This is a genomic window from Neisseria sp. P0021.S006 (assembly GCF_051956895.1).
In genome coordinates this window covers 1-1544 of the sequence record NZ_JBQCWZ010000309.1, presented here as the reverse complement: position 1 = coordinate 1544, position 1544 = coordinate 1, and the positions used below count along the sequence as shown (strand labels likewise).

Here is a 1544-nt window from a genome sequence, read left to right as displayed (position 1 = left end):
CTCGCGGCGGCTCAAAACACCGCCCTTTCTTCAACGTAGTCGTAACTGACTCTCGCAACCGTCGTGACGGCCGCTTCATCGAGCGCGTAGGTTTCTACAACCCCGTTGCCAACGAAAAACAAGAACGCGTACGTTTCGACGCAGACCGCATCAACCACTGGGTTGCTCAAGGCGCGAAAGTTAGCGACGCAGTTGCCAAACTGATTAAAGAGCAAAAAATCGCTGCTTAATCAGCTAAAACGACCATGACAGACACTCAAAAACGGGTAGCCATGGGCTACATCAAAGGCGTATTCGGCATTAAAGGCTGGCTTAAAATTGCCGCCAATACCGAATATACCGACAGCCTGCTGGACTACCCCGAGTGGCAGTTGTGCAAGGATGGTAAAGCCCTGAATGTTGTGCTTGAGGCAGGTAAAATTGCCAATGGCGAACTTCAGGTCAAATTTGAAGGTATAGACGATCGCGATCAAGCATTTACCTTGCGCGGCTATACCATCGAAATCCCCAGAGAGTCATTCTCCCCTACTGAGGAAGACGAATACTACTGGGCAGATTTAGTCGGCATGACCGTCATCAACAAAGAAAACATCGTCCTCGGCAAAGTCAACAACCTGATGGAAACCGGTGCCAATGATGTTTTGATGATTAAAGGCGAACACGGACAAATCCTGATTCCCTTTGTCTCCAACTATATCGAATCTGTCGATACCGACAGCAAAACCATTATTGCCGACTGGGGTTTGGACTACTGATGCTGATTCAAGCCATCACCATTTTCCCAGAGATGTTCGACAGTATTGTCGAATACGGCGTTACAGGCAGAGCAAGAAAACAAAATCTTTGGCAGTTTCAAGCCATCAATCCCCGAAAATTTGCCGACAACAAACTTGGCTATATTGATGATCGACCCTTCGGAGGTGGTCCGGGAATGATTATGATGGCTCCGCCGCTTCAAGCGGCAATTGAAGAAGCCAAAGCAAACTCGCAAAAACCTGCCAAAGTAATTTATCTCAGTCCGCAAGGTCAGCCGCTGACACATAAAAAAGCTGCAGAACTTGCCGAACTGCCCCATCTTATTCTTCTATGCGGACGCTATGAAGGCATAGATGAAAGACTGCTGCAAAGCAGTGTGGACGAAGAAATCAGCATTGGCGACTTTGTCGTCTCGGGTGGCGAATTACCCGCCATGATGTTGATGGATGCCGTCTTAAGATTGGTTCCGGACGTATTGGGCGATATACAGTCAGCTGAACAAGACTCGTTTTCAGACGACCTTTTAGACTGTCCTCATTACACCAAACCCGTAGAATTCCAAGGCATGATGGTTCCTGATGTCTTACGCTCAGGAAATCATGGCTTGATTGCCGAGTGGCGATTGAAACAATCCCTGCGACGCACTTTAGAGCGCCGACCTGATTTATTGGAAAAGCGCAGTTTAATCCCAAAGGAATCCCGCCTCTTAAAAGAAATCTTGCAAGAGCAACAGGAAATCCAATCATAACTTAGGAAAAACAAATGAACTTGATTCAACAATTAGAGCA

The 1544-nt window shown here is 47.3% G+C and carries 3 protein-coding genes; all 3 read left to right on the top strand.

Going from position 1 to position 1544, the window contains the following annotated elements; genetic code table 11:
• Positions 1 to 230: 30S ribosomal protein S16 (gene rpsP, locus ACTHUM_RS13625; protein WP_440403125.1), on the top strand; the 230-nt coding region annotated here is incomplete at its 5' end.
• Positions 231 to 245: 15 nt separating this feature from the next.
• Entirely contained in the window at positions 246 to 755 is a 510-nt protein-coding gene (gene rimM, locus ACTHUM_RS13620; protein WP_107792345.1) for a ribosome maturation factor RimM, read from the top strand.
• Entirely contained in the window at positions 755 to 1504 is a 750-nt protein-coding gene (trmD, locus tag ACTHUM_RS13615; protein WP_107769200.1) for a tRNA (guanosine(37)-N1)-methyltransferase TrmD, read from the top strand. Before rimM ends, trmD begins: the two co-directional genes overlap by 1 nt.
• Positions 1505 to 1544 lie beyond the last annotated feature (40 nt).